This is a genomic window from Sphingomonas suaedae, assembly GCF_007833215.1.
Lineage (GTDB): Bacteria > Pseudomonadota > Alphaproteobacteria > Sphingomonadales > Sphingomonadaceae > Sphingomonas > Sphingomonas suaedae.
Map to the genome: position 1 here is coordinate 1,414,597 of NZ_CP042239.1, position 21,592 is coordinate 1,436,188.

The 21,592-nt window shown below is 66.1% G+C and carries 19 protein-coding genes; 9 read left to right on the top strand and 10 right to left on the bottom strand.

Translation table 11 applies throughout. The features are described 5' to 3' along the window. Positions 1–31 precede the first annotated feature (31 nt). Complete coding sequence (locus tag FPZ54_RS06750; RefSeq protein ID WP_145845935.1) at positions 32–850, bottom strand: flagellin; 819 nt, start codon at positions 848–850, stop codon at positions 32–34. A 291-nt stretch (positions 851–1,141) separates the two neighbouring features. Between FPZ54_RS06750 and FPZ54_RS06755 the strand changes: the two genes are divergently transcribed. The 3 genes from FPZ54_RS06755 to FPZ54_RS06765 all read left to right on the top strand — a co-directional run bounded on the left by FPZ54_RS06755 (position 1,142) and on the right by FPZ54_RS06765 (position 6,191). Next, on the top strand, positions 1,142–2,908 hold the full coding sequence (locus FPZ54_RS06755) for a methyl-accepting chemotaxis protein (protein WP_186456935.1): 1,767 nt from the start codon (positions 1,142–1,144) through the stop codon (positions 2,906–2,908). Continuing rightward, complete coding sequence (locus FPZ54_RS06760) at positions 2,905–4,221, top strand: alginate export family protein (RefSeq protein ID WP_145845938.1); 1,317 nt, start codon at positions 2,905–2,907, stop codon at positions 4,219–4,221. The genes FPZ54_RS06755 and FPZ54_RS06760 overlap by 4 nt, the downstream gene beginning before the upstream one ends. A 212-nt stretch (positions 4,222–4,433) precedes the next feature. Then, positions 4,434–6,191 carry a phage tail sheath family protein gene (locus FPZ54_RS06765; protein ID WP_186456936.1) on the top strand — a complete coding sequence of 586 codons (1,758 nt, stop codon included), beginning with the start codon at positions 4,434–4,436 and terminating at the stop codon, positions 6,189–6,191. 119 nt (positions 6,192–6,310) lie between these two features. Here FPZ54_RS06765 and flgH read toward each other — a convergent pair whose 3' ends face one another. From flgH to FPZ54_RS06785, 4 genes are read right to left on the bottom strand one after another with little or no spacing between them, the layout of a single operon-like run. Next, the gene (flgH, locus tag FPZ54_RS06770) at positions 6,311–7,090 is read right to left on the bottom strand and encodes a flagellar basal body L-ring protein FlgH (protein WP_145845941.1); all 780 of its coding nucleotides are present in this window, start codon (positions 7,088–7,090) and stop codon (positions 6,311–6,313) included. Positions 7,091–7,102: 12 nt separating this feature from the next. Continuing rightward, positions 7,103–7,567 (bottom strand): flagellar basal body P-ring formation chaperone FlgA, encoded by a 465-nt coding sequence (gene flgA, locus FPZ54_RS06775; protein ID WP_145845943.1) that lies wholly within the window; start codon positions 7,565–7,567, stop codon positions 7,103–7,105. After that, complete coding sequence (gene flgG, locus FPZ54_RS06780; protein ID WP_145845944.1) at positions 7,567–8,349, bottom strand: flagellar basal-body rod protein FlgG; 783 nt, start codon at positions 8,347–8,349, stop codon at positions 7,567–7,569. The genes flgA and flgG overlap by 1 nt, the downstream gene beginning before the upstream one ends. 24 nt (positions 8,350–8,373) lie before the next feature. Further along, entirely contained in the window at positions 8,374–9,114 is a 741-nt protein-coding gene (locus FPZ54_RS06785) for a flagellar hook basal-body protein (protein WP_145845946.1), read from the bottom strand. 125 nt (positions 9,115–9,239) lie between these two features. On the opposite strand from FPZ54_RS06785, the gene FPZ54_RS06790 reads away from it, so the two are divergent. From FPZ54_RS06790 to FPZ54_RS06810, 5 genes are all read left to right on the top strand, one after another. After that, positions 9,240–9,770 carry a flagellar basal body-associated FliL family protein gene (locus tag FPZ54_RS06790; RefSeq protein ID WP_145845947.1) on the top strand — a complete coding sequence of 177 codons (531 nt, stop codon included), beginning with the start codon at positions 9,240–9,242 and terminating at the stop codon, positions 9,768–9,770. Continuing rightward, a complete protein-coding gene (gene fliM / locus FPZ54_RS06795; protein ID WP_145845949.1) occupies positions 9,767–10,783 on the top strand; it encodes a flagellar motor switch protein FliM in 1,017 nt (338 codons plus the stop codon). Before FPZ54_RS06790 ends, fliM begins: the two co-directional genes overlap by 4 nt. Continuing rightward, positions 10,780–11,118 (top strand): DUF6468 domain-containing protein, encoded by a 339-nt coding sequence (locus tag FPZ54_RS06800; RefSeq protein ID WP_145845951.1) that lies wholly within the window; start codon positions 10,780–10,782, stop codon positions 11,116–11,118. The genes fliM and FPZ54_RS06800 overlap by 4 nt, the downstream gene beginning before the upstream one ends. Continuing rightward, complete coding sequence (locus FPZ54_RS06805; RefSeq protein WP_145845952.1) at positions 11,118–11,678, top strand: MotE family protein; 561 nt, start codon at positions 11,118–11,120, stop codon at positions 11,676–11,678. Before FPZ54_RS06800 ends, FPZ54_RS06805 begins: the two co-directional genes overlap by 1 nt. Positions 11,679–11,772: 94 nt before the next feature. Further along, a complete protein-coding gene (locus FPZ54_RS06810) occupies positions 11,773–12,423 on the top strand; it encodes a hypothetical protein (protein WP_145845954.1) in 651 nt (216 codons plus the stop codon). A gap of 10 nt (positions 12,424–12,433) precedes the next feature. On the opposite strand, the gene FPZ54_RS06815 is transcribed toward FPZ54_RS06810, so the two are convergent. Continuing rightward, positions 12,434–12,838 (bottom strand): hypothetical protein, encoded by a 405-nt coding sequence (locus FPZ54_RS06815; protein ID WP_145845956.1) that lies wholly within the window; start codon positions 12,836–12,838, stop codon positions 12,434–12,436. A 483-nt stretch (positions 12,839–13,321) separates the two neighbouring features. On the opposite strand from FPZ54_RS06815, the gene FPZ54_RS06820 reads away from it, so the two are divergent. Beyond that, complete coding sequence (locus FPZ54_RS06820; protein WP_145845958.1) at positions 13,322–14,902, top strand: hypothetical protein; 1,581 nt, start codon at positions 13,322–13,324, stop codon at positions 14,900–14,902. Positions 14,903–15,054: 152 nt separating this feature from the next. On the opposite strand, the gene FPZ54_RS06825 is transcribed toward FPZ54_RS06820, so the two are convergent. The 4 genes from FPZ54_RS06825 to FPZ54_RS06840 all read right to left on the bottom strand — a co-directional run bounded on the left by FPZ54_RS06825 (position 15,055) and on the right by FPZ54_RS06840 (position 21,443). Next, on the bottom strand, positions 15,055–17,010 hold the full coding sequence (locus FPZ54_RS06825; RefSeq protein WP_145845959.1) for a methyl-accepting chemotaxis protein: 1,956 nt from the start codon (positions 17,008–17,010) through the stop codon (positions 15,055–15,057). Between the two features lie 77 nt (positions 17,011–17,087). Next, a complete protein-coding gene (locus FPZ54_RS06830; protein ID WP_145845961.1) occupies positions 17,088–17,990 on the bottom strand; it encodes a flagellin in 903 nt (300 codons plus the stop codon). 11 nt (positions 17,991–18,001) lie between these two features. After that, complete coding sequence (locus FPZ54_RS06835) at positions 18,002–20,107, bottom strand: flagellar hook-associated protein FlgK (protein ID WP_145845962.1); 2,106 nt, start codon at positions 20,105–20,107, stop codon at positions 18,002–18,004. Between the two features lie 25 nt (positions 20,108–20,132). Beyond that, positions 20,133–21,443, bottom strand: coding sequence for a flagellar hook protein FlgE (locus FPZ54_RS06840; protein WP_145845964.1), 1,311 nt, complete (start codon positions 21,441–21,443; stop codon positions 20,133–20,135). Between the last annotated feature and the right edge of the window lie 149 nt (positions 21,444–21,592).

Below are 21,592 nucleotides of genomic sequence, written 5' to 3' on the forward strand. Positions count from 1 at the left end.
TCCCGGCCCGCCTTTGTCAGGGCCGTTAAACTTAACGGAACAGCGAGGTGATCGTCTGCGGCGCCTGGTTGGCGATCGACAGAGCCTGCACGCCCAGCTGCTGCTTGACCTGCAGCGCCTGGAGCTTGGCCGATTCCTTCGCCAGATCGGCGTCGACAAGGTTGCCGATGCCGCTCTCGATCACGTCCGACAGCTTGCCCACGAAGGTCTGCTGACCTTCGATCTTGCGCGAAGCCGCACCCAGCGTGCTCATCTTGGTGTTGATGGCAGCGGCCTGGGTGTCGAGCGTGCCCACCATCGTCTCCGCCGTGGCGGCGTCGGTGAAGGTGGCGCCGACAGCAGTCACGATCGCCGTGAAGTCCTGGTTCGCGACGTCGAGCGTGGCAGCGGCCGTATCGGTCGACTGCAGCGCGGCGACGGTGCCACCGGCCGCCTTGAGCAGGTTGGTTCCGTTGAACTCGCTGGAATCGATGATCGTGTTGATCTGTTCCTTGAGGCCATCGAAATCCGCTGCCAGTGCGGTGCGGCTGGTTGCATCCAGACCCGCATCCGACGCTTCGACAGCCTTCGCCTTCATCTGGTTGACGAGGTCGGAGATCTGCTCGGCGCCGGCAACCGCGACGTCAACCGTGCTCTTTGCACGGCTGAGCGACGAACCGACCGACTTCAGACCGCCCAGATCGCCGCGAAGCGTCTGTGCGATGGCGAAGGCAGCCGAGTCATCCTTGGTCGACGCGACGTTCATGCCGGTGTTGATGCGGCTCTGGGTGGTAGACAGGGACTTGTTGGTCTGATTCAGGCTCTGGAGAGCCGCCATCGCGCCAACGTTGGTGTTAACCGAAAAGGCCATGATAAATTCCTTCTGGAAGAATGGCCGCTTCTGCGGCCAAGGTCGGGGCGCCGACCCGGCGACGGCTCGCAAAGACACGGACCGCAGGTGTATTTTGGAATGGCAGCGCGGGGTTCGGTCGCGCGCATCGACAATTGATGGTTAGCCAGAGATTAAGCACCCCATCGGAGCCGCCGACCCGCTCCATTTATGCCAGCGCCCGACCGCAGGGACGGTTGCGGGCCTATAATGACGGCGTTTGGTCGCCCGCAACGGCGACGCCTCCCGATCAACAATAAGGGGTTCTTCCCGATGCAGAATTGGCCCATCTGGCGAAAACTCGCCGCGTCCTTCCTGCTGCTTGTCCTGACATTCGCGGGCGTCAGCGCGCTGATCGTCTCCAGCATGTCGGGCCTGCAAAAGGCCCAGACCGAAAAAGCCCATGCGCACGAAGCGGCGCGGGTGGCGCAGACCCTGCTCTACCTGACGCTCGAACAGATGAACGCCGTGCGCGGCTTCACCATCCTGGGCCAGGACGCCTTCTACAAGACCTATGTCGAGAATCGCGATCTGGTCGCCCCTGCTGTCGCGGACATCCGCAAGTTCTCCGAGGGACATGATTTCGGCGCGCTGATCGACGAATATGCCGCCGCGACCGAAGCATGGCAGAAGGAGAAGCTCGAGCCGACGATCGCGCTGGCACGTAACCCCGCGACCCGCCTCGAGGCGCAGGAACTGGCCGGCAAGAAGCAGCTTGGCCGGATCCGTGACGCGATCGAGGTCATCGACAAGGCGCAGGGCGACCGCGTCGTGGCGGCCGACGCCGAAGAAGCACGGCTGCGCTCGGCAGTGCAGTGGACCCTGGGCCTCGGCATCGCGATCATGGTGGCGCTCTCGGGGGGCCTCGCCTATCTGCTCAACCGCTCGATCGCCAAGCCCGTGTCCGACATGGTCGGCAAGATGGGCCGCCTCGCGGCGGGCGATCATGCCGTCGAGGCACAGACCGGCGATCGCCGCGACGAGATCGGCGACATGGGCCGTGCGCTCCACGTCTTCCGCGACGCCGCGATCGAAAAGGAACGTTCGGAAGCCGCCAAGCGCGCTGCCGATGCCGAGCAGAAGAAGGTCGTCGATTTGCTGAGCGGCGCGCTCAAGCGCCTGTCGGCAGGCGATGTGTCGCACAGCATCGACGCCGACGTGGCTCCGGCCTATCAGGGGCTGCGCGACGATTATAACGCTGCGGTCGGCGGGCTGCGTAACCTTGTCACCGCAGTCAGCCAGAGTGTCAGCGCAATCCGCACGGGCACCAGCGAGATCGCCAGCGCGACCAATGATCTCGCGCGCCGCACCGAAAGCAATGCCGCTTCGATCGAGGAAACCGCCGCTGCGGTGACGCAGATCGACGGCAGCGTCCGCGCCAACACCGACGCTGCGGGCCAGACCGTCAACCGCGCCAGCCGTGCGCACGAAGCGGTCGAATCCGGCCGCTCGGTCGCCGATGAGGCGATGCAGGCGATGACCCGCGTCTCCGACAGCGCACGCGGCATCGACGACGTGATCGAAGGGCTCGACAAGATCGCCTTCCAGACCCGTGTCCTCGCGATGAACGCGGCGGTCGAGGCAGGCCGTGCAGGTGAGGCTGGTCGCGGTTTCGCGGTTGTCGCCGATCTCGTCTCCGCGCTCGCCATGCGCGCCGAGGAGGAATCGAAACAGGCCCGCGAACAGCTCACCGCGACCCAGGTCGATATCGAGGGCGCCGTCGAGGCGGTGCGCCGCGTCGATGCCGCACTGGTCGGCATTGCAGGCGATGTGGACGAGGTAAACGGCCTGCTGAACTCGGTTGCCGAGGGCAGCCGGTCGCAGGCGACGGCGATCGGCGAAGTTTCGGGCGCGATCCAGTCGCTCGACAGCGCAACGCAGCAAAATGCCGCGATGGTCGAACAGACCTCCGCCGCAGCACGCACGCTGAGCGTCGAGGCCGATCGCCTTGCCGAACATGCCAGCGCGTTCGAACCCGGCTTGCGCCGCGATCACGGGGCAGGCAACGGCACCACGCAGGATTGGGAGATGGCGGCATGATGCGGATCGCATTGCTGGCGACGGGCGTCGCCTTCACGACTCCTGCGCTCGCGCAGGACGACGGGTTCACCCTCTCGGGCACCGCCCGGGCGCGCGCCGAACTGCTCGACGAACAATTTCGTCCGACGGCGGATGACGGCGGCGGCCTGTGGCTGCGTACCACGCTCAAGGCCGAGTACCGCACCGGCCCGCTGGAACTGGTTGGCGAGGTTCAGGATTCGCGGACCTATTTCGTCGACTCCGGCCTGCCCCCGCTCGGCACCGGCGATGTCAATGCGATCGAGCCGATCCAGGCCTATGCTGCGGTGAAGCTGGGTGGTGGCGCGAAGCTGACCGCCGGGCGCTTCACCATGGACTGGGGCTCGCGTCGTCTGGTTGCGCGGGCCGGGTTCGGTAACGTCACCACCAGCTTCGTCGGTGCGCGTTTCGACTGGAACCCGTCCAAGGGCAATGGCGCGACGCTGTTCTGGACGATGCCGTCCAACCGTTTGCCCAAGGACGCAGCTTCGGTGCGCGACAATGTCGTCGAGATCGATAATTTTCGCACCGGCGTCCAGTTCTTCGGCATCCACGCGACCCGCGCGAAGATCGCGGCCGGGGTGAATGGCGAAGCCTATGCCTATCGCCTGGCCGAGGAGGATGCGCCCGGTTTCGCGACGCGTAACCGCCGCCTTTGGACGGTCGGTCTGCGCGCGGTGAAGCCCGCGTCCAAAAACGCATTCGACGGCGAGATCGAGGCGGTCTGGCAGAGCGGCACCACCCGCCTGTCGACCGGCGCCGCCGATCTGAACGACGTTCCGGTCGATGCCGCGCTGCTCCGCGTCGCGCTGGGCCGCACCTTCGATGCGAGCTGGTCGCCGCGCGTCCAGGTGACCTTCGACTATGCGAGCGGTGACGGCAGCGGTCGCACCTATGGTCGCTACGACACATTGTTCGGCGACCGGGTGTTCGACTTCGGGCCGACCGGCATCTTCGGCCCGATCGCCCGCGCCAATCTCAAGAGCGCGGAACTGCGCTTCGAGGGCAAGCCCGGCAAGCGCAGCGACGCGTATGTTGCCGTGCGTCCGGCCTGGCTCGCCTCGTCCACCGACAGTTTCGGCGGCACCGGGGTGCGCGATGCGAGCGGCGCATCGGGCGACTATGCCGGAACGCAGATCGACGCCCGTGTGCGTCGCAAGCTGATGGATGGCAAGCTGACGCTCGCGGTCGGCGCGGCGACGCTGTTCAAGGGCCGGTTCCTGAAGGAGGCGCCGAACGCACCCGCCTCCGGCAACCCGCATTACGGCTTCACGGAGCTCTCCGCGAGCTTCTGACCCTGTTTCGCGTCCGCTTCCCGGGGACGCGAACGGCCCGCCTGCCCCTCCACCCCCCGCTCCCTCGGGGACGCCGGAGCGCGCAGGCGGGCCGATGCCGTTTGGCCCATCAACGCTCTACCGAACCGTTGTCGCACCTGACCGATTTGAGTATGGCCAGACCGATGCACCGCGCTCTCGTTCGGCGACGCGGTCTGCAAGGGGGAGCAGCCATGGCCAACGCAACGAGTTCCTATCTCAATCGCTCGACACCCGGCGTCTATATCACGGAGATCGATGCATTCGGCAACTCGATCGTCGGCGTGCCGACGTCGGTGCCGGTCTTCATCGGCTATACAGAGTTCGCGGGAGACCCGAATACCGGACGGGCGCTGTACAACACCCCGGTTTCGATCACGTCGATGGCCGAATTCGAGATCTATTTCGGCGGTGCCGCCCCGCAAACCTATACGGTACAGCCGGTGCCACAGCCGACGGCGACCTCGCCCGCTCCCACGCCAGGTTTCACTGCCGACTATACAATGGTCTCAACCGATCCGGGCGCTCCGGAAGTGGTCCCCACGGCATTCACGCTCACGCCAGCGGCAGACGGGGCCTCGTTCAACCTCTACTGGCAGATGCAGCTGTTCTTCGCCAACGGCGGCGGCATGTGCTACGTCGTATCGGTCGGGAGCTATTGGGCGGACCAGTATCCGGCGCGCTTCCCCGGGCCGGTTCCGGCCGACTGGCTGCCCGGAACGATCGCCGCCGGCGACCCTGCACAGTCAGGTAAGCCCGGCCTGTTGGGCGGACTCGACGCGGCGGGTGCGGCGGTGGGGCCGACGATGATCGTCATCCCGGAGGCGTGCCAGCTCGACCAGGCCGACTATGCGACGGTCGCGACAGCGATGCTCGAACAGGCCGGGTCGCTCCAGGACCGCGTCGCGATCCTCGACCTGCCCGGCTGCATGACCGCCGACAGCTATGCCGCGTTGCAGACGTGCCAGGAGAATCTGACCGCCGCGATAGATTCGCAGACGGCGAACCTCAGCTATGGCGCGGCCTATGCTCCGGCGCTCAACGCGACGATTGTGACGACCGCCCATCTCATGTTCACCAACCTGACAGCGTCGGATGGCGACAATTCGGTGATCAACAATATTCTGACAACCCAGGCGATACAGCTCTACACCGGTTCGCAACTGGCAACCGCCCGGAGCGCGATCGCCGCCGCATTCCCGCCTGGGCCGGCGTACGGAACAACCGACAGCGCCCAATATTCCGTCGACGCGAGCGCCTATCCGGCCCCGCCGCCGGGACCGGCGCTCCCCCATTGGCAGCGGGCGCTCGACACGTTTCTTCTCAACAGCCTGCCGATGTTCAAGGAGATCGAGCAGCTCATTGCCAACGCGATGAACATCGCGGCGCCAAGCGGCGCGATCGCCGGTGTCTGGGCCTTAAGCGATAATAGCCGGGGCGTGTGGAACGCTCCCGCAAACCTCGCGCTCGCTTCGATCGCGTCGCCGCTCTACAATATGAGCGACAGCGAGCAGGCCGGGTTCAACGTGCCGGTCAATGGGCAGGCGATTAACGCTCTGCGCCTCCAGACCAACCGGGGTACGGTCGTGTGGGGCGCGCGGACGCTGGACGGGAACAGCTTCGACTATCGCTATATCCAGGTTCGCCGCACGCTGATCTATGTCGAACAGTCGATCAAAGCAGCGCTGCAATCCTATGCGTTCGCCGCCAATGATGCCACCACATGGGCGACGGTGACCGCCGCGATCTCGCGCTTCCTGACCGAACTGTGGCAGCAGGGCGGGTTGATGGGCGCCAAGCCCAGCGACGCGTTCACGGTACAGTGCGGGCTGGGATCGACAATGACGTCGCAGAATATCCTGGACGGCTATATGGTCGTTGCCGTCACGGTCCAGATGATTCACCCGGCCGAGTTCATCGAGCTGACCTTTACCCAGACGATGGCCGGCTGAAAGGAAAAGGGGGAAGGGTTTCTCCCCTCCCCCCATCGATACGAACCGGGATTCTCCCTCGCCCTTCCCTTTCCTCTGCCCCCCGGCTCGGAAAAGGGACTCCTTCCTTTGCCCCCGGCTCAGAAGGGAAACAGGGCGTCGTAAATCTGCTGGCCCCAGCGCGCCTGCTGCGCGTCCGACAGCTGGCCACGGCCACCATAGCTGATCCGCGCCTCGGCGATCTGGCTGTGGCGGACCGAATTGTCGCGACCGATGTCCTGCGGGCGCACCACGCCGCTCACCACCAGCTCGCGCAGCTCGTTGTTCACGCGCACTTCCTGGCGCCCGCGAATGCCGAGATTGCCGTTGGGGAAGACGTTGGTGACGATCGCCGACATGGTCATGTTGATCGTTTCGGACCGGCTGATATTGCCGCCGCCGCCCGATTGCGACTTGCTGTCGGTGCTGGCGAGGTTGGCCGGGTTGATCGCCTTTGGAAGCAGCTTTTCAAGGCCGAGCAGCGAGGCGATGCTGGCGCTTTCCGAACCGGTGCGGACGCGCGAGGTGTTGTTGCCTACCTCTGCCTTGTCGGCGATGTTGATCTTGATCGTCAGAATATCGCCCAGCCGCGTCGCGCGCTGATCGCTGAGGAATGCGCCTGCGCCAGCGCGGAACAGCGAGGCCGAGGCGGCAGGCGCCTGCACCGGGATAGCACCGGCGGGCGCCGGGGCATTGGCTACCGCTGCGGCGACGGTACCGCCGCGATATCCGGGATTGCCGAGCGAGCGTTCGCCGCCAGGCATCGCCATCTCTTCGGGGGCGGTCATCTTCGGTGCCTTGCCGATGCGGCCGAGGCGTCCGACGCTGCCGCACCCCGCGACCAGGCTGGCGGCGGTGATGACGAGGATGATCTTCTTCATGGCTCTATTCCCTCAATATGCAATGCGGACCAGCCCGTTGCCCGCGACGAAGCCGTCGAGCGTGCGCTGGGTGGAGTTGGTGACGACGCGGACCTGTTCGCCCGCGCCCGCGCTGGCGAGCGCGCGGCCCTGGGTGGTGATGGTGAGGCCGCCGGTCTTGTAGGCGATCAGCACCGGCTCGCCCCGGCGAACGAGGCGCGGGGTGATGATGTCGCTGACCCGAACGATGCGGCCGGGCGCCAGCGGGCGGACCGCCTCCATCCCCTTTGCCGCATCCGCCTCGATCGCGCCGCGCGCCATGTTCGGCGAGCGCGGCTCGTAGACGAAGTCGTCGGCCGACAAAATCTCGCCGCGCTGGATCGGTCGCGCGAGGATCGCGACCTCGACCTGTGCCGGCGACGCGGCGGCGGGGGTTGCGGTCTGCGCGGGCGCCGGGAACGGCACCAGCACGGCGAGAAGGAAGGCGAACCGCAACATCAGCGCAGCTGGCTGGTGGTGGCCAGCATCTCGTCGGCGGTCTTCACGACGCGGCTGTTCATTTCATAAGCGCGTTGCGCGGTGATGAGCGCGGTGATTTCCGCCACCGGGTTGACGTTCGACGCCTCGACAAAGCCCTGTTGCAGCGTGCCGAAGCCCGGCTCGCCCGGATTGGCGATCGTCGCCTGCCCCGATGCGGCGGTTTCGAGGAACAGATTGCCGCCCTGCGCCTCAAGCCCCGCCTCGTTGATGAAGGTGGCAAGCTGGAGCTGACCGACATTCTGCGGCTCGGGCTGGCCGGCCAGGATCACCTGGACCTCGCCGGATTTGGAGATCGTCACGTCGATCGCTTCGGCCGGAACCGTAATACCCGGCTGGACCGGAAAGCCGTCGGCATTGACCAGCTCGCCCTGGTCGGACAGCTGGAACGATCCGTCACGGGTATAGGCGGTCTCGCCCGAAGGCAAAGTGATCGCGAAATAGCCGCGCCCCTGGATCGCGACGTCATAGCGATTGTCGGTCTGGGTCAGCGCGCCCTGCGTCGCGATGCGATAGACGCCGCCGGTCTTGACGCCTGCGCCGATCTGGATGCCCGTCGGCACCCGGCTGTCGGGGCCGGTCGCGCCGCCGGGACGCGAAACCTGCTGGTACAGCAGGTCCTGAAATTCGGCACGCTGGCGCTTGTATGCCGTCGTGTTCATGTTCGCGATATTGTTCGAGATGACGTCGACATTGGTCTGCTGCGCGAGCATTCCGGTGCCGGCGATGGAGAGGGTACGCATTGGATCGGTCTCCGTAGAAAGGGGTCAGCCGAAGCGGCCGAGCTTGTCGATCGCCGAGCGGCGCAGATCGCCCAGCGCTTCCGACATCTTCATGCTGGTCTGATAGGCGCGCAGGATCTCGACCATCGACGTCGTCTCGACGATCGCCTGGACGTTCGATCCCTCGACCCCGCCCGCGCGCAATCTGGTTTCCGCGGCGCCGAGCTCGCGACCGCCGGCGCCGGTAAAAGTCCCGTCGCCGCGCGGATCGACCGCGCGTTCGTCGTCGAACACGGTCACCGCGACCCGACCGACACGTTCGCCACCGGCACTTACGGTTCCGTCTTCGCCGATGGCGACAGTGGCGGCCTGTTCGGGCGGGATCGCGATCGGGCGCCCACCCTCGCCCAGCAGCGTCAGCCCGCCGGAGGTTTGCAGGTTGCCGTCGTCGCCGACACGCAGATAGCCCGCGCGCGTATAGGCGGTGCCACCCTCGGGCGTCTCGACCGCCAGATAGCCGGGTCCGTCAATCATCACATCGGTCGCATTGCCAGTGACGAGGAACGCGCCTGCGCTCTGGTCATGGACGGCGCCATAATCGAGCACCATCGACGCGGTCCTGAGCGGTGCATCACCGCTGCCCGCCTGTTCCACATATTCGCGGAACACCGGCTGCTCGCGCTTGAACCCGGCCGTCGACAGATTGGCCATATTGTTCGCGGTGACGTCGAGCCGGCGTCGCAATGCCTGTTCGTGACTCAGCAGCACATAGGATGAGACATCCATCGGCAGCGCCCTTCAAAAAAAATCTGCGTCGTTTTTGCGGCTAGGCAAATGTTGCCGCCCCGCTCTCCTATAATAGGAACATTCCGCCGATCCGGTCGCGGATGGGCAAAGAGTGGGAACGGGATATGAGCGACGACATCATCGTCGAGGCGGACGAGGGCGCACCACCCAAGAAGAAGGGCGGGAAGAAGAAACTGCTCATCATCGCGGGCGCGGCTTTACTGGTGCTGGGCGGCGGCGGTGGCGGTGCGGCCTGGTTCCTGATGGGCTCTGACGGCGAGGCGGCAGAATCTGCCGGGGGCCATGAAGACGCCAAAGCAGAGTCCGAGGCGGAAGAGGGCAAGGAAGGTACATCCGCCTATCTGGATGTGCCGCCGCTGGTCGTGAACCTGCGCAGCACCGACGGTGCCGCCCGCTTCCTGAAAATTCACTTCATGCTGGTGCCACAAGCCGGGGTGTCGAGCGAGAGCCTCAAGGAGAAGCTCCCGCTGGTGATCGATGCCTATCAGCCCTTTTTGCGCGAACTGCGTCCAGAGGATCTCAACGGTTCCGGCGCAGTCTATCGCGTCAAGGAAGAGCTGCTGATCCGCGCCACCCAGACGCTTGGCGCCGATCAGGTGAAAGACGTGCTGATCCAGGATCTGGTGCAGCAATGAGCGACGATTTCGACGATTTCGACCTGCCCGAACCGCCGCGGATCGATCAGGGCGCCGAGGGGCTGCTCGACCAGGCGGGCATCGACGCGCTGTTCGGCCAGGTCGGCGGCTTCGGCCAGCCGAAACAGGGGCTGCGCGCGGTCATCGAATCCAACGTCATCAGCCGCGAGCGGCTGCCGATGCTGGAGGTGGTGTTCGACCGCATGGTCCGCATCTTTGCCACCTCGATGCGCAACCTTACCTCCGACGCGATCGATGTGAGCCTGGAGGAAGTGACCTCGATCCGTTTCGGCGACTATCTCAACCACATCATGCTCCCCGCAATGATCGGCGTGTTCCGCGTCGAGGAGTGGGAGAATTACGGGCTGGTGACGGTCGACTCCGGCCTGATCTATGCGGTGGTCGATGCGCTGCTGGGCGGACGACGCGGCGGCGAGCCGTTGATGATCGACGGTCGCGGTTTCACGACGATCGAGACCGATCTGGTGTCGCGGATGCTGGGCCATGTGCTCAGCGACCTGTCGACCTCGATGGCGCCGATCACCCCGACGACGATCGAGCTGGAGCGCGTCGAGAGCAGCCCGCGCTTCGTCGCGATCGCGGGAACCACCAATGTGTGCGCCGTCGCCACCTTTCGCGTCGATATGGACGAGCGGGGCGGCAGCTTCAGCATCCTGCTGCCCTATGCGACGATCGAACCGGTGCGCCATTTGCTCAACCAGCGCTTCATGGGCGAAAAGCTGGGTCGCGACACGATCTGGGAATCGCACATGGCGTCCGAAGTCCGCAAGGTCGATGTGACGCTCGATGTGCTGTTGGGCGAGCGCGACATGGAGCTGGGCGTCGTGCGTGACTTCAAGGTCGGCCAGACCATTCCGCTGTTCGCCGACCCCGATCAACCCCTCGACATGCAATGCGGCGGCGTGACCATCGGTCGCGCGCAGATCGGCCAGCGATCGAACAAGATCGCGGTTCGGCTGGTGTCCGATATCGCCAAGGAAAAACGCGCATGACCTATCAGATCGCAGCGAATGTGCTGACCATGTTCTTGTGCGCGGCGGTGGTCGTGCAGAGTATGCGGATGATGCGCAGCCTGAACGCGCTCAAGCGAAACGACCTGGGCCAGATGGTCTCCGCGCTCGATCAGGCGACGGTCCAGGCGCGCCTCGTCCTGTCCGAGCTCAAGGGCACGCTGACCCAATATTCCAGCCGTGCGGGCGACACTGCGCGCGCCAAGGCAATTTCCGACGAGCTGCGGATGATGATCGACATCGCCGATTCGACCGCCGAACGGCTGGTCGATGCCGCCGCGGCGGCCCGGCGCGTCGAGCCGGTGGAGCGTTATTGATGCGGGTTCCCTTTCTGTTGCTGCTGGTCGGCGCGGCCGGGATCGGCGCGATCGCCAATGGCGTCGATGCAGCGGTCACGGTCGGGCAGTCGGTCGTCCCGAAAACCCGGCTCGGCACCCAGATCGAAGGCGAGTTGAGCGACGCCCAGCGCAAGGAGGCCGAGCGCCGCCGCACGCTGGACCTGCGCGAACAGGCGCTGAAGGCGGCACGGCTGAGGCTGCAGCGGCAACAGCAGGCGCAAAAGCAAGCGGCGACCGCAACCCCCTCCCCCACCACCGACGCGTCACAGGCCGCGCCGGCGGCGGAAGAACGGTACAGCGACCTCGCCCGGATCTTCCAGTCGATGAAACCCGCCAAGGCCGCGCCGGTGTTCGAGAAGCTGACCCCCGAGGTGCAGTTTCAGGTCGCGCAGCGGATGCGTGATCGCAATGCGGCGCTGATGATGCAGGCAATGTCGCCCGAAGCCGCCGCGACGCTCGGCATGGCGCTGGCCCGGGGCGAGACGTCACAAGGGGCTGCGGCCAAGCAGACGGGGGGTCGCAAGACCGTCTCCAAGTGAGAATGAGACGCAGATACGTATTTCTACGATACTGGCGAATGGCATAAGAAATCGACATTCTGCATCGCGCGGGGGTTCTTGATCGGAGAAGACAGTGACAGTCCCCGAATCGGGCGACATCCCGGTTTCCAGTGCGGATGCATTCCGGCGAGCCGCCCTGTTCGCTTCGGGGTTGCTCGCGCTGCGCCAATCGCCGCGGCTGCACGAGCTGCTTCACGAGCTTGCCCATCAGGCGAGCGCGCCGATCGCTGGCGTATCGGTCATCGATGGCCAATTTTGCTGGCTTCCCGTTGCGATCGGGCTTGATGTCGATCGCCTGCCGATTGCCGAAGCCTTATGTGTGGACGAGCGCGGGCTGCCCCGCCGCGCCATCGAACCCGACCTGCTCGCCATTCCCCATTTCGCGGCGCATCCAGCGGTCGCCGGACCGATCGCCATACGCGCCTTTGCGGCCGCCCCGTTGCGGGGCGTGGAGGGGGTAGGGCTGGGTGCGGTATTCATTGCCGATCGGGTGGCGCGGACCGATTTCATCGATTGCGCCTTACCGATCCTGGATGATGCCGCAGACCGGATCATGATCGAGGCGAGCGCGCCGCACCATCTGCGCCGCATGGGCCGCTCGACGCTGGACGAGCTGGAACGGCTGATCCGGGAGGCGACCCGCAATGGCGACGACGAACTGGTGACCGCAATCGACCGCGTGTTACGCGCGGTGCTCCCGCACACGGGTCTTCGCCACCTTTGACGCCAGCCGGTCAGGGCGTAGGCGAGGCCGATCGCGTGCGGACTTCGAGGATCAGCACATGCGCCGCCGCCGGATCGGCAGCCCGGGCGGCAGCATCGAGCGCCTGGGACAACGCATCGGCATCCACCGCGACACGCGGCGATGCCCGCAGCTGGGCGAAATCCAGCACTGCGCCCAGCACCGCTGCACGCAGCGCAGGCTGCGCCGCGCCCAGTTTCTGCACGTCGGCACGATCGGCCGGCGTGACGGCCAGCTCGAGTTGAAGGCTGCCATCGACCCGTCCCCCGTCGATGATCGGCACGTTGAACGTGCCCAGCGAAACGACTTCGCTGCTTCCGCCACCAGCGGCCCCGGCAGGCGCAGCCAGGGCAAGCAGCGCCGCGGCGGCGGGCAATCGGGCGGTCGAAAGGCGCATCGGAAACTCCGGGGAAAGGGGCGAGGTGCCGGACCGCGCATGGTCCAACCTCTCTATAATAGAATGAATTCACCCCGTCGGGACCCGAATGAGCTACGATCAGAAGCCCAAACGCGCACGGATATTCGGAGCGAGCGATACGGCATCCAGCCGCGTCGTCCGCCCTGCACCGATGCCCGCCGCCAAAGGCGCTACGCATAGGCGCACAACGCCCGTGCGCCCCAGGCTGGGGACCGGGATGGTAATATTGTTTCTTGCAAGTGCGGCGATCGGTGGGGCGCTTCAGGCGTTTCTGATTCGACCATGAGCCGCGCGCTGCGCCACGCAAGTCTGCTCTTCGCAGGAGTGGCGACGAGCGCGCTCGCGGCGAGCGGAGGCGAACCGCAACCAACGGCTTCGACCGCCCCCGCCCGGTCTGCCCCTGCCCCGGCTGGCCCGCCCGCAGGCTCTCGGCTTCCCCCCTTTGCTGCGCAGCTCGCCGAAATGCCGCGCGCCGCAGCAGGTGAACGCCCGGCGATCGACATCCCGCTCGCTTGGTCGCTCATCGCAAAAAGCACCGCCGAAACCCGTCAGGGCGCGCGGTGGAAGCTCGCCACCGCCTTGCTCGACAAGGCGCATGGGGCGGAGGCGTTGGGTGTGCTCGAAACGATGCGGCGCGACGATGCGGCGCTCGAACTGGTTCCGGCCTGGCGGCTGGCAACCGGGGCGGCAAGCGTGCTGATAGGACGTGACGAAGCAGCCCGCGACTGGCTCAACATTCCCGAGCTCGCCGCCGATGCGGAGGCGTGCGCCTGGCAGGTACGCGCCGGAGCGACGATAACGCCCGCGCTGCTCAAATGCGCGCTTCCCGCGATCCGCGTGCGCGCACCGGGCGAGCGCGGCCCCTTTCTGACTGCCGCCGCCGATGGGCTGATCGAAACCGGCGATCCTGCGCGCGCGCTACGCTTTCTGTCGGCAATGCCGGAGCAGGATCCCGCCGCGAACCTGCGACGCGGCGTCGCGCTGGCCCGCTTGGGACAGCGCGACGCGGGACGCCTCAAGTTCGAGCGCGTGTTGCTCTCCGGGGCACCAAGCGAGCGCGCGGCGGCGGAACTCGAACTGATCCGCCTCGGCGTCGATGCGCGCAAGATCGGCTATCGACAGGCGAGCAAGCGGCTCGATGCGCTGATGCTGAGCTGGCGGGGAGACGCGACCGAACGCGCGGCGATCGCGCTGAAGCGCGATCTGGCGCAGCGCGTGGGCGATCGGGTCGCGGTGCTCACCGCATCGGCGACGCTGTTCCGCTATTTCGATCTTGGCGCGGATACGCCCCGCGCGCTCGCCGCGATCCAGACGGAGCTGGCGACGCTGATCGATGACCGCAAGCGCCCGATTGCAGAGGCGGCGGGACTCTTCTGGGAATATCGCGACCTTGCCCCCACCGGCGCGGCAGGCGATCTGATGGTCACGCGCCTGTCCGACCGGCTCGCCGAGGCTGGGCTATATGCACGCGCCGCCGAACTATTGAACTATCAGATGGTCGCGCGGGCGGTCGATATCGCCAAAGGACCGCTATCGGTGCGTATCGCACGCCTGTTGTTGCGCGCGGGTAAGCCCGATCAGGCGCTTTCGGCGCTGCGGCTGAGCGATGGTCCGGCCTATCCCGACGCCATCGCCAGCGATCGGCGGCGGATGCAGGCGATCGCGACCTATCGCATGGGTCGGCGCGAGGACGCACTGGCGATGCTCGATCAGATCCCGGAATCCGGCGATCTGCGCGCCGAAATGCTGTGGCAGGCACGCGCGTGGAAGCGCTTTGCGCAGGCCAATCGCACCCGGTTGCCGGTCAACCGCACTGCCGTGCTGCGTCAGGCGGTTGCGCTGGCGATGCTGGGCGATGAGGCCGGACTGACCGCGCTGCATCGCGGCCAAAGCGGCGCGCTGCGCGGCACCCCCTCGGGCGCAGCGCTCGATGCACTCGCTTCTCCCGACGGTGCGAGCGACCCTGCCGCGCTCGACGCCGCGATGGCGGGCCTGGCAGATGCGGCGGTCGATGGCGACCTGCTGTTACTCAGCAACTCCTGAACCGCCAAACGCCTAGCCCAGCCTAGCGGGCACCCCTTTCCTGAACCACCCAGCGGCGCTGCCGCCGCGCGCATCTTTGCTGCGCACAAAAAAGCGGTGGCACTCCGCATGGAATGCCACCGCGACAGGCGCCGGAGCGACCGGCTTGGGGATCAGAATTCATCCCAGTCGTCATTGTCCCGAACCAGCGAGGGGATCGCCGCAGGTGGCAGCGGCTTGACCGGGGACTGATAGACGATCTCGCTGGGCTTGCTCGCCTTGCCCGGCTTGGTCAGCCTGGCCGGCGCAGCCTTGGCCGATCCGACGGCGCGCGCAGGCGCGGGCGCAGGCGTTGCGGGCTTGCGTACCGGCGCAGCCCGAACCACCTGGGTCGCCGCACCGGTGCGGAATGCGCCCGCACGCTGGCCAAGCACGCCGACTTCGGCATTCAGGCTGCGCGCTGCGGCCGAGGCTTCCTCGACCATCGCCGCATTTTGCTGCGTCGAATGATCCATCGTGCTGATCGCCGACGCGATCTGCTGGATCGCCGCAGCCTGGGCCTGATTGTCCTGGGCCATTGTGCCGAGCAGTTCGTGGACGGTCGACACGTCCGCCGAAATCGCGACCAATGCACCATCGACCCGCTGGACCGCCGATACCGCGAGCTCGACATCATTCTGCGTGGTGGTGAGCTGTTCGCGCGCGCGCTTCGCCTCTTCCTCGGAACGCATGGCGAGCTGCCCGACCAGGTCGGCGACGACCGCGAAGCCGCGACCCGCTTCGCCCGCACGGCCCGCCTCGACCGCCGCGTTCATCGCGAGGACGCGGGTCTGGAAGGCGATCTTGTCGAGCCCTTCGATCACGCTGTCGATGCCCTTGGCGCTATCGGCGACGCGGCCCATCGCGGAGACGGCCTCCTCGGCGGTGCCGCGGCCGGTGCCGACGGTGACGATCGCCTGATCGGCGCGACCGACGGTGCGGGTCGAGGCCTCTGCCCCGGCGCGCAGGCGATCGTTGATCTGCGACACGGCGGCGGAGGTTTCCTCAAGCGAGGCTGCCGCGCTTTCGGTGCGGCGGGCCAGATCTTCGGACGCCTGTTCGATCTCGCTCGATCCCGCGCCGATCGTGCGCGCGCTGTCCATCACCGACTGGATGAGGGTGCGAAGCGATTCCACCGCGCCGTTGAAATTGGCCTTGAGACCGGCATAGCTGCCGCTGAACTCGGCATCGATTCCGCGCGACAAATCACCCTGAGCCAGCGTTTCAAGATGGTGCGAAAGCGTGTCGATCACCTGCTTCTGCTCGGCTTCGGCTGCGGCCTTGGCAGCTTCGGTACGCGCCAGTTCGCGCGCGGCGTCGCGGAAGACGAGTACGGCCTTGGCCATCTCGCCCACTTCATCACGACGATCGGTTCCCACGACATCGATCGCGTTGTTGCCGCTCGCAAGCGTCCGCATCGTGCCCTCAAGGCCCAATAGCGGCGCGATGATCGTCCGGCGCGCGACGAAGATTCCGAACCCCACTGCAAGGACGACACCGAGCAGGCCGATGACCAGCATCGAGGTGACAGCGCCGTTGGTCGACTCCGTCAGCGCATCGGCCTCGGCCTTCGCGACACCGGAGCGCTCCTCCGTGAAGCGGCGCAGTTCCTTGCGAATTTCCGCAGCCTTGAGGTCTGCCTGCGCCATCCCGGCGCGCGCCTCATCATTGCGGTCGGCCAGGCCGAACTTCATCGCTTCAGTTGTCAGGCGATGCAATTCGTCGAACTGCTTGATCAACACCTCGATGACCGGCGCGGTCTTGGGTTCCGCCTTCATCATATCGACCAGACGCTTGCGCGCGGTCGTATAGGCTTCGCGCTCGGCTTCCACCGCCGCGCGCCCTTCCGCGCTGCGGCCCGGATAGGCGGTGAGCTGATATCCCGAATAGGTCATTTGGAGCGCGCCCTGATAGGAGCGGGCCAGCTCGACATTGTTCGGGAGCAAGGTGTCGGACAGGTGCGAATAGCCGGCATCGACCTTGCGGATCGCGCTGGTGCCATTGAACGCGACGGCAAGCGTTACCGCGCCCAGCATCAGCATCAGCGCCGCGATCTTGTAGGCTATCTTGAGATTGGTGAAGGCTTGCATGGGGGCTTTCGCTTTCTGTCTTCACGCGCCGTGCGCGTTGGTTTTCGGTGACAAATCAGGGATCGGCGTCGGAAAAGTTAACGCAGGTAGGAAAGCAGGCTCAGCTGGTTGAGCTGGCTGAAGACCGAGTAGCTCGCCTCCAGCGCGGTCTTGTGCTGTGCCAGGTCCATCGCAACCTGGGCGAGATCGGCGTCCTCATTGCGGCTGATGACATCTTTCAGCACCAGCGCGCGTTCGTTCGCGCGATCGACCAGCGTCTCGGTCTGGGCGAGGCGGCGGCCATTTTCGGCATTGGAGCGCCGGACATTGCCCAACGCATCGTCAAGCTGGTCCTTGATCCCGCGCAGCGTGTCCTTCTGCGCATCGCTGAGCTGCTCGTCGAACGGTCCAGCCTCGATCAGCTGGCGATAGATATCGGTGACCTCCGCGCCGATCTCGGTCGCGGTGATCCCATAGTTGAGATCGAGTCCGTCGCCGACCCGGGCGCGCGCCCTGGCATTGCCGTCGACGAAATGATCGCTCGCGCTCGTGCCGATCAGTTCCTCGATCTTCACCGCTGTGAACGGCTCGCCCGCGATACCGCCGCCGAACAACGGCAAGCCGCCCTCGCTGGCGTTGAGCATTGAGCGGAACTGATCGAACGTCGCGGAGATCGCCTCGTCAAGGCCCGCGGCCTCGCCGGTGCCGATCGCCTGGAGCACGCGATTGCCAAGATCCATCGTCGTATTCTCGATCGCGGTGATCGCGGTCTCATACAGCGACAAGGTCGTGCCGAGCCGCGTCGCGGTGCTGGCATGAGCCTCCTGCTTGGCGAGCAGGGTATGCGCAGACAGCGTGCGGACCGCCTCGCTGCCCAGCGCCGCGAGGTCGGGCGCCTTCTTGCCCGTGGACAGCTGCGCCTGGGTGACGGCCAGCTTTTGCTGCGCGCGCTGGATCGCGTTCGCCGTGGTCTGTTGCAGGGGGATGGTTGCGACACGCATCTGCGGATTCCTCAGTTCATCATGCCGATCAGGGTGTCGTACATTTCGCCCGCCACACTCACGACGCGCGCCGCAGCGGAATAGCTGTTTTGCAGGACGATCATCTGCGCCAGCTCCTCGTCGATATTGACGCCGGAAAAGCTGTCGCGACGATTGGTCGCGTCCTGCTTGCGCGCGGTCGCGTCTTCCAGACGGCTCTGGGCATTGGCTGCGGTGGTGCCAGCCTCGCCCAGGATCAGCGAGGCATAGCGTTCAAGCGAGACGTTGCCGTCCTTGCCCAGATCGGCGACCTTGCTGAAGCTGTCGGTATAGAATTGCGCGGCGCGCGTATCGGTCGCCAGCAACCCGCGATTGCCGACGCCTGCCGACGGGTCGAAGATCGCGAGCGGCAGGCGCGAGGGCGTGTTGCGCAGTTCCGGCGCCACCTGTCCCGCCGCGAGCGCGTTGGTACTGCCGGTCAGCCCCGCCAGGGCGGAGAAGGAAATTCCGGTGGCGTGGCGGTTGGTGGAATCCGCCGGGATCGACAGCACCGTTCCGGTGACACCCGGCGCCTGATCGAACCGAAATCGCCCTGCGCCATCGATCGAGAAGCTGCCATAGGTGCCGAGCGGGCTGGTGTTGAGTTGGGTGACGAGGTCGCCCATCGTTCCGCCCCCCACCGGCGCCATCGTCGCGCGTGCGATCACGCGACCCGAAGCATCGCGCAGCATCAGATCGGCGGTGCTGCCAGTGTCGAACCCATGCGCATCGCCCGGTGCGAACCCGGCGGGGACAGTCAGGGCCCCTTCGGCCCGGACCATGTCGTTGAGGCCGAAATACTGGCTGAACCCGACGCCGCCCCGGTTCGAGGGGGCGGTGGCATCATCGGCGACGACAACGCCGCGGCCGGCGCCGCTCGCCTCGATCACGAGGCGTCCGTTGGCAAACGTCGCGGTACCCGCACCGCCAAGTCCGGCGTTGATCGCGGTCAGCGCATCATTGACCGTTGCCCCCGCGCCCAGCGCGTCGAAATCGACCCGGGTTTGCGCGACGACAGTGCCGTCCGCCGCAGTGACGGCGAAATAGGATGCACCGGTAAAGCCGAGCCGGTCGCTGGTCGCCAGCGCGGTCGTACTGCCATAGAGGCGCGCCGGAGCCGGGACCGAGCTGGACGCATTGGACGCGCCGTTGAGCGCGCGCGCGAGACCGGTGAACAGCGTCCCCAACTGCTCGCGGAAGCCCGGCATGGTGCGGTCGCGCAGGTCGATGAGACCGCCCAGCTTTCCGCCGACCGCCGAGGATTCGATGCGGTCGCCGGTTGCGGCGCCCATTTCGCCCCTTTCATTGGCGAAGCGAATATCGATGCCGGGATAATCGGCCAGCGCCGCGCCGGTCCCCGATTTGGAGCTCGGATAGGACAATAGCCGCAGCCGCCCGTCGAGCAGCGGTGCGCCGCTCGACGTTTCGATCATGATCCGGCCATTGGGTTGTTCGCGCGCGACCACCCCGAGCATCCCGCTCAATTCCTCGACCGCCATATTGCGCTGATCGACCGTACCTGCCGAACTGCGCCCAAGCCCGTCGAGCCGCGACACCGTGTCGTTGAGCTTGTGGATCTGGGTCAGCAGCGCGTTGATCCGCTCGACCGACATGCCGATTTCGGCGTCCGCATCCGCCGACAACATCGCGATATCGGTATCGAGCCGCTGGATCGTGCCGATCGCGTCCGCGGCGCGCGCGATAAAGTCGGCGGCATTCTGTTCGGCGCCCAGCGCGCCGGTCATTGCGATGGCCGCGCTGTTGATCGCATCAAGCCGCGAGGGCAGACCGGATTCGGAATCGGGTGCGCCGAGCAGCGCCTGCATCCGGTCGAGATAATTTGCCTGGACCTCGGACACCCCAAGGTCCGTGGCGCGGCGGTACACCGCCGCTTCCAGGAATTTGTCGGCGATCCGGATCGGTTCTCCGACGGTGACGCCGCTGATCCGGTCGGCGGTGACGGCGGTCGACTGATTGACGCGCTCGCGCGCATAGCCGGGGGTGCCGACATTGGCGATGTTGGTCGACACGGTCTTGAGCCCGGCCTGCGCCGCGTTCAGGCCCGATACGGCCGCCCCCAGGATTTCGCTCAGCGACACAAACCGTCCCCCGCCAGAAGTGCAATCAGCGCTTCAGGTTGCTGACTTCCTGCAGCATGTCGTCCACCGTGGTGATGATCTTGGACGCGGCGCTATAGGCCCGCTGGAAGCGGATCATGTTGCTGAACTCCTGCGCCAGATCGACGGTGGACGCCTCCAGCGTGCTGGCGCGGATCGTGCCCGCACCCAGCGCACCGGCGATGTCGATCGATGCGTTGCCCGACTTGTCCGACATCAGATAGGCGTTGCCGCTGAGCCGCGTCAGGCCATCCGGATTGGGGAAGGTCGCGACCGGCAGCTGGAACACCGGGCGGGTGACGCCATTGTCGAACACCGCGCTGAGCTGACCCGTCTCCGACACCTGGATCGACGCGATATTGCCCAGCACGCCGCCATCGGTAGTGGCGGCAATCAGCGCCGATTCCGAACCGAACTGGCTGAGGCCGCTGATCGTGCCGTTGCTGCCCAAACCAAGCCGCATCGGGACCGAGCCCGCGCCGTTGGTCCAGCTGATATCGACCGGATTGAACAGCTCCGAGGTATAGACGCTATCGTCCATGATCAGACTGCCGTCCGGGTTGAACCGGATCTCGCCGCTGGCCAGCACGCCGCCAGGGGCGGTGACATCGGCGGCGGGGTCGGCATAGAGTTCGCCCTGCCAGGCGTTCGGCCCGGTGCGGACATAGGCCATGGTCACGCGGTGCGACGTACCCTGCGCATCGAAGATGTCGAACGAACGGCTGAAGCTCGGCGTGACCGTGCCGTTGGCCATGTCGCCCGCGGCGTAGACGCCGGCATAGGCTTCCGCGGTTGATTGAAGGTTCGCGCGGATGTCGATCAGCGTGGTCGGCGCGGCCGATCCGGTCAGATCGCTAACGCGCACCGGCTCCAGCGCGCCGACATTGCCGGTGTTCACGAACTCGCCATAGTTATCGAGGCGCCAGCCCTGCAGATACATGCCCGATGCATTGCGCAGATAGCCGAACTCGTCGGGGCGGAAAGAACCCGCACGGGTGAAGGCGACGCCTTCATTGGCCGAACCGATCGCCTCACGCACGACGAAGAAGCCAGCGCCTTCGATGCCGAGATCGGTGGTGCTGCTGGATGCCTGAAGCAGGCCCTGCTTCGAGATCAGCGCCTGGGGGGCAGCCATCACGCCGCCTGCGGTATAGGTGGACTTGGCACGCCCGTCGCTGACCAGGGTGCGGAACTGAATGTCGCTCCCCTTATAGCCGATCGTGTTGATATTGCTGATATTGTCGGCAACCACCGCCATCGCGGTCGCTTCGGCGCCCAGGCCGGAAACGCCGGCATAAAGTGCGGAATAAAGGCTCAAGGACTGTCTCCGGTTCGCGCCCAAACGGGCAGGACATGGCCATGATAGAGCGCTGCGCAGCGCGCCGGTCTGCGTTGCGGTCCTAAATTTCCGGGGCGGCAATTTTTTCCGGGTGGCCGGACCGCCCGCTCCCCCGGGCCTCTATGATT